General features: G+C 72.5%; 6 protein-coding genes. 4 read left to right on the forward strand and 2 right to left on the reverse strand.

Annotated elements, in window-relative coordinates:
* Positions 1-137: 137 nt before the first annotated feature.
* The gene (locus ACFXGI_RS20650) at positions 138-728 is read left to right on the forward strand and encodes a hypothetical protein (protein ID WP_384708448.1); all 591 of its coding nucleotides are present in this window, start codon (positions 138-140) and stop codon (positions 726-728) included.
* Positions 729-791: 63 nt separating this feature from the next.
* Here ACFXGI_RS20650 and ACFXGI_RS20655 read toward each other — a convergent pair whose 3' ends face one another.
* On the reverse strand, positions 792-1,589 hold the full coding sequence (locus ACFXGI_RS20655; protein WP_384708487.1) for a VOC family protein: 798 nt from the start codon (positions 1,587-1,589) through the stop codon (positions 792-794).
* Between the two features lie 97 nt (positions 1,590-1,686).
* Entirely contained in the window at positions 1,687-2,613 is a 927-nt protein-coding gene (locus ACFXGI_RS20660; RefSeq protein ID WP_384708451.1) for a cyclase family protein, read from the reverse strand.
* Between the two features lie 119 nt (positions 2,614-2,732).
* Between ACFXGI_RS20660 and ACFXGI_RS20665 the strand changes: the two genes are divergently transcribed.
* From ACFXGI_RS20665 to ACFXGI_RS20675, 3 genes are read left to right on the forward strand one after another with little or no spacing between them, the layout of a single operon-like run.
* Entirely contained in the window at positions 2,733-3,653 is a 921-nt protein-coding gene (locus ACFXGI_RS20665) for an SDR family oxidoreductase (RefSeq protein ID WP_384708454.1), read from the forward strand.
* A 15-nt stretch (positions 3,654-3,668) separates the two neighbouring features.
* Positions 3,669-4,877, forward strand: a complete 1,209-nt coding sequence (locus ACFXGI_RS20670; RefSeq protein WP_384708457.1) for an acyl-CoA dehydrogenase family protein — start codon at positions 3,669-3,671, stop codon at positions 4,875-4,877.
* Positions 4,874-5,941, forward strand: coding sequence for a Zn-dependent alcohol dehydrogenase (locus tag ACFXGI_RS20675; RefSeq protein ID WP_384708460.1), 1,068 nt, complete (start codon positions 4,874-4,876; stop codon positions 5,939-5,941). The genes ACFXGI_RS20670 and ACFXGI_RS20675 overlap by 4 nt, the downstream gene beginning before the upstream one ends.
* Positions 5,942-6,000: the final 59 nt, after the last annotated feature.

Raw genomic sequence — 6,000 nt, forward strand, 5'->3', positions numbered from 1 at the left:
AACGGCGGTCCCACGTACGGACATCCGCCCCCGGGATGCATCCCGGGGGCGGGTGTCGGCCCCGGTGGTAATCAGGCATTCCGGTTTCGAGGACAATTGGGGCGCACTCGACGTTACTCAGCAGTAGGAGCAAGCGCGTGAACCAGGACCGGCGCCGCCAGGCCGAGGACTTCCTGCAGCCTGACGAGCAGTTGATCGCCGTATGTGCCTGCGAACCGGGTCCCGGCGTGCCGAACCCGCCGGAGGAGCTGCTCGCGCCGCCGGAGCCGGCGGCGCTCGGCCGGCGGATCGAGGAGAAGCTCCCGCGCCCCCTCCAGCAGTTCTTCAAGGCGCGCGGGCACGACCCGCGCCGGGACACGGCCGAGCGGACTCCCGACCCGGAGGACGGCAAGGGCATGGAGGGCGGCTGGCAGAGCCAGGCCGGCCGGTTCCTGATCGGCCGCGCCGGCGCGCGCGGCTCGGCGACGGATGTCCTCGTGGTGACGGACCGGCGCTGGTTCGCCCTGACGGACGTCTCGCCGCTGTGGCAGTCGACGCCCGTGATGCGGCAGTACTGGGAGGTCCCGCGGTCGGCGATCACCGTCGTCCGGGCGAACGGGACGGGCCTGCTCCAGAAGGGCCGCATGTACATCGAGTTCGCCGACCTCTCCTGGGTGGCGGTCTCCGCCCTGACCCCGGCCGAGGCCCCCGCCTTCGCCGCCGCCGCGGCCCGCTACCGCTTGGGGTAGTGCGGGCGGGCCGGGGCCGGGCGAGGTGCCCCGGCCGGAGGGCCGGGGCAACCGCCGGGCGGCTCAGGCGGGTTGCTCCGGGGTGGTGGCGGCGATCACCGCGAAGGTGCCGCCCTGGGGATCGGCGAGGACGGCCATCCGGCCCGCCGCCATGTCGAACGCCGGGGCCTTGACGGCGCCGCCGGCCCGCACCGCGGCCGCCTGAACGCCGTCGACGTCGTCGACGGCGAAGTGCGGGAGCCAGTGCGGCGGAACCCCGGTCGGCATCGAGGCGAGGTCCATCATCCCGCCGATGGCCCGGCCCGCGACCGTGAACTCCGTGTACTCCTCGGCGCCCGGCATCTGCGACTTCGCCGTGCCCATCGGCAGTACGGCGGAGTAGAACGCTGCGGCGGCCGCGATGTCACCGGTGCTCAGCTCGTTCCAGATCAGCGCGCCGTGCTCGTTGACGATGCCCGCCCCGGCGAAGGTGCCGTACTGCCAGAGGCCGACGACGGCGCCGGTCGGGTCGGAGACGACGGCCATCCGCCCGAGGTCCATGACGTCCATCGGGCCCACCATCACCGTGCCGCCCGCGTCGGTGACCGACTTGAGGGTGGAGTCGATGGAGTCGGTGGCCAGGTACGTGGTCCACACGGTCGGCGGCATCGGGTCCGGGACCGTCCCGTCCGGGTTGGAGGCGCGCATGATCCCGGCCACAGGCTTGCCCTTGAGGGTGCAGACGGAGTACCCGCCGGTCTCCGCCGGGCCGATCTCCCCCTGCCAGCCGAAGAGGTCGCGGTAGAAGTCGAGGGCGGCCTGCTGGTCGGGGACCATCAGGTCGATCCAGCAGGGGGTGCCGGCCTGGTAGGGGCCGTTCATGTCGGGCACGGATGCCTCCGGGGCTGCCGATGAGGGTTGGACGGCCCCTCCCTACCCCGCCCCCACCCGCCGAATCGGGCCATACGGCTGAACGTGCTCAGAGGACGGCCACCGGGGCGACCGGGGTGCCGACGCCGCCGACGAAGGGCTCCGGCATGGCGGAGAGCAGGAAGGCGTACCGGTTTTCTTCTGCACAGGCTGTGGACAACTTTTCGAGATTCCAGTTCTGGCCCTGGTGCATGCCCATCTCCACCAGGTCCAGCGCGTGCACCGGCAGCCACAGGTTCTCGATCTCCGGGGGAAAGATCTCGAAGGTCAGGGTGTCGTTCGCCACCGCCGCCACGTCCCGCGCGTGGAACCACTCCGGCGTACGGACGGACAGTCCGGGCGACGGGAAGCCGTAGCCGTGCTTGTCGCCCGCCAGGTAGACCTGGATCTGGCCGGTGCGGACCAGGACGACGTCTCCGGGCCGGACCGTGACCCCGCCGAACTCCTCCGCCTCCGCCAGGTCCTCCGGGGTCACCGCGTGGCCTCCCGGCAGCCGGTCCAGGCCCTTCGCGCGGGCCACGTCCAGCAGGACGCCCCGCGAGACGATGGGGGTGGCCTTGTCGATGCCGCTGAACTCGGCGCGTGCGTGCGCGGTGATCGTGGACGCGGGGCGGCCGTTGTAGATGCGGCCCGAGTGCGACACGTGCGTCAGGGCGTCCCAGTGGGTGGCCGACTGGAGGCCCATCGTCACGGCGTCGTCGCTGCACGCCACCGTGCCCGGCCCGAAGAGCTCCTGGTTGATCTGCACCATCGTGTGCAGCGGGTTGATCCGCCCGGGTATCAGCCCCGCCTGCACCCCGTCCTCCTTCAGGGGCAGCGCCAGGGGAATCCGCACACCGGTACGGACCTCGGCGGCCGCCGCCCGGACCACCTCCGCGGTGATCAGGTTCAGGGTGCCGATCTCGTCGTCGGCGCCCCAGCGCCCCCAGTTGTTGACGCGCTTGGCGATGTCGTGGAACTCGGCGGGCAAGGTCATGGCTTCCATCAGCTCCTGGGGTGCGCTGGGGCAACTGAGGCCGACTAGGGCTTGTGCCCGGACATCCGACTGGTCATAGAATCTAACGGACCGTCAGAAAACGCGGGAAGGGGTCGGGCGTGGGGAACTTCTTGGCCGGCAAGGTCGTGGCCGTCACCGGCGCGGGCAGGGGCATCGGGCGGGCCGTGGCACTCGCGGCGGCCGCCGAGGGCGCCAGGGTCGTCGTCAACGACTACGGCGTCGGCATCGAGGGCGGCGAACCGACGAGCGAGATAGCCGACGGCGTGGTGAAGGAGATCCAGGCCGCCGGCGGCGAGGCCGTCGCCGTCGCCGACGACATCTCGACCATGGCGGGCGGCCAGCGCATCGTCGACACCGCCCTCGCGCAGTTCGGCCGTATCGACGGCGTCGTGTGCGTCGCCGGCATCCTGCGCGAGCGGATGCTGTTCAACATGTCCGAGGCGGAGTGGGACCCGGTCGTCGCCACCCACCTCAAGGGCACCTTCACCGTCTTCCGCGCCGCCTCCGCCGTCATGCGCCGCCAGGGCTCCGGCACCCTCATCGGCTTCACCAGCGGCAACCACCAGGGCTCCGTCGCCCAGGCCAACTACAGCGCCGCCAAGGGCGGGATCATCTCCCTCGTCCGCTCCGCCGCGCTCGGGCTGGCCAAGTACGGGGTCACCGCCAACGCCGTCGCACCCGTCGCCCGGACCCGGATGTCGGCCAACGTCCCCATGGAGCTCAAGGAGATCGGCGAGCCCGAGGACGTCGCGGCCCTCGTCACCTACCTGCTCTCCGACAAGGCCGTCGCCGTCGGCGGCGAGAAGATCACCGGGCAGGTCTACACGATCGCCGGCCCGAAGATCGCCGTCTGGGCGCAGCCGCGCGAGCTGCGCGCGGGCTACGCCGAGGGCTCCTGGACCCCCGAGAAGATCGCCGACTTCCTGCCCGGCACGGTCGGCACCGACCCGATGCCGATGCTCGCGCAGCTGGAGGCCATGGCCAAGGCGGCGGCCGCCAAGGACCGCCCCAACGCGTAGGGGAGCCCGGACGACATGGACTTCAGCTTCGGGGCCGAGGACGAGGAGCTGCGCGCCCGCGCCCGCTCCTGGCTCACCGGGCACCTGGTGGGCCCGTACGCGGACGCCCTCGGCCTCGGCGGGCCCGGCAGCGAGCACGAAGGGGTCGAGACCCGGCGCGCATGGGAGCGCGAGCTGGGCCGGGGCGGCTGGATCGGCCAGGGCTGGGAGCTGCCGTCCGGGACGTACGGGCAGCAGCGGCTCTCCCTCACCGGGCAGGTCGTCTGGGCCGAGGAGTACGCGGCGCTGCGCGCCCCCGGGCGGGTCGGCCACATCGGGGAGAACCTCCTCGCGCCGACCCTGATCGCGTACGGGTCCCGGGAGCAGCGGGACCGCTTCCTGCCCGGCATCGCGCGCGGCGAGGAGCTGTGGTGCCAGGGCTACAGCGAGCCGGGCGCCGGCTCCGACCTCGCGGGGATCCGTACCACCGCGGTACGGGACGCGTCGGACGGGCGGTTCCGGGTCAGCGGGCAGAAGATCTGGACCTCGCTGGCCCAGGACGCCGACTGGTGCTTCGTCCTGGCCCGGACCGAACCGGGCTCGCGGCGCCACCGCGGCCTGTCCTTCCTGCTCGTGCGGATGGACCAGCCGGGGCGGGTCGAGGTCCGGCCGATCCGCCAGATGTCGGGGACGAGCGAGTTCAACGAGGTCTTCTTCGACGGGGCGGTGGCGGCGGAGACCGTCGGCGGGGAGGGCGACGGCTGGACCGTGGCCATGGGGCTGCTCGCCCTGGAGCGCGGGGTCTCCACGCTCGTCCAGCAGATCGGCTTCGCGGCGGAGCTGGAGCGGGTGGTGGGGGCCTACGTGGCCGCGGCACCGCAGGGCGCCGGGGACCCCGTACTGCGCGAACGTCTCGTACGGCAGTGGGCCGAGCTGCGCACGATGCGCTGGAACGCCCTGCGGACGCTGGGAACGTCCGGCGACCCGGGTGCGCCGAGCGTGGCCAAGCTGCTGTGGGGCGGCTGGCACCGGCGGCTCGGCGAGCTGGCGGTGGCGGTCCGCGGAGCCGGGGCCTGCGCCGGGCCGGCCGACTGGGCGCCCGGGACCCCGTACGAACTCGGACTCGACGAGGAGCAGCGCCTGTTCCTGTTCACCCGCGCCGACACGATCTACGGCGGCTCGGACGAGATCCAGCGGAACATCATCGCCGAGCGCGTGCTCGGCCTGCCTAAGGAGTCCAGGTGAGAGGCGTCGTGTTCGACGGCAAGCAGGTCCAGGTGGTGGAGGATCTGGAGATCCGCGACCCGGGGCCGGGGGAGGTGCTGGTCGCGATCGCGGCGGCCGGGCTGTGCCACAGCGACCTGTCGGTGATCGACGGGACGATACCGTTCCCGCCGCCGGTGGTCCTCGGCCATGAGGGCGCCGGGGTGGTGGAGGCGGTCGGGTCGGGTGTGACGCACGTGGCGCCCGGCGATCACGTCTCCCTGTCGACCCTCGCGAACTGCGGGGCCTGCGCGGACTGCGACCGGGGCCGGCCGACCATGTGCCGCAAGGCGATCGGGATGCCGGGGCAGCCGTTCTCGCGGGGCGGGAAGCCGCTGTTCCAGTTCGCGTCCAACTCCGCCTTCGCGGAGCGGACGATCGTCAAGGCCGTTCAGGCGGTGAAGATCCCGGACGACATCCCGCTCACCTCGGCCGCGCTCATCGGCTGCGGTGTCCTGACCGGGGTGGGGGCCGTACTGAACCGGGCCCGGGTGGACCACGGGGAGTCGGTGGTCGTCATCGGCACGGGCGGCATCGGGCTCAACGTGATCCAGGGCGCGCGGATCGCGGGCGCGGGCACGATCGTGGCCGTGGACGCCAATCCGGCGAAGGAGGCGGTGGCCCGGCAGTTCGGGGCCACGCACTTCATCGACGCGTCGGCCGTCCCCGACTCCTCGGCGGCGGTGCGCGAGATCCTCCCCACGGGCGCGGACCACGCCTTCGAGTGCGTGGGCAGCGTCAAGCTGATCCGCCAGGCCGTCGACCTGCTGGACCGGCACGGGCAGGCGATCCTGCTCGGGGTCCCCGGCTTCAAGGAGGAGGCGTCGTTCACGGTCTCGTCCATGTACCTGGACAAGACCATCATGGGCTGCCGGTACGGCTCCTCCCGCCCGCAGCGGGACATCGCCCTCTACGCGGAGCTCTACCGGCAGGGCCGGCTGCTGCTCGACGAACTGGTCACCGAGACCTATCCGATCGAGGACTTCGCGAAGGCCGTGGACGACGCGCAGCACGGGCGGGTGGCACGGGGAGTGCTCACGTTCTGACGCGGACGACGCGAAGACCCCGCCTCCGGCCGGAGGCGGGGTCGTACCTGTTCTTCGCG

The organism is Streptomyces sp. NPDC059355 (assembly GCF_042752335.1).
Taxonomy (GTDB): domain Bacteria; phylum Actinomycetota; class Actinomycetes; order Streptomycetales; family Streptomycetaceae; genus Streptomyces.

Excerpts from the sequence above, each read along its gene's own strand:
- ACFXGI_RS20660 (WP_384708451.1), bottom strand. The coding sequence starts at position 2,613 with ATGACCTTGCCCGCCGAGTTCCACGACATCGCCAAGCGCGTCAACAAC.
- ACFXGI_RS20655 (WP_384708487.1), bottom strand. The coding sequence starts at position 1,589 with ATGAACGGCCCCTACCAGGCCGGCACCCCCTGCTGGATCGACCTGATG.
- ACFXGI_RS20670 (WP_384708457.1), top strand. The coding sequence starts at position 3,669 with ATGGACTTCAGCTTCGGGGCCGAGGACGAGGAGCTGCGCGCCCGCGCC.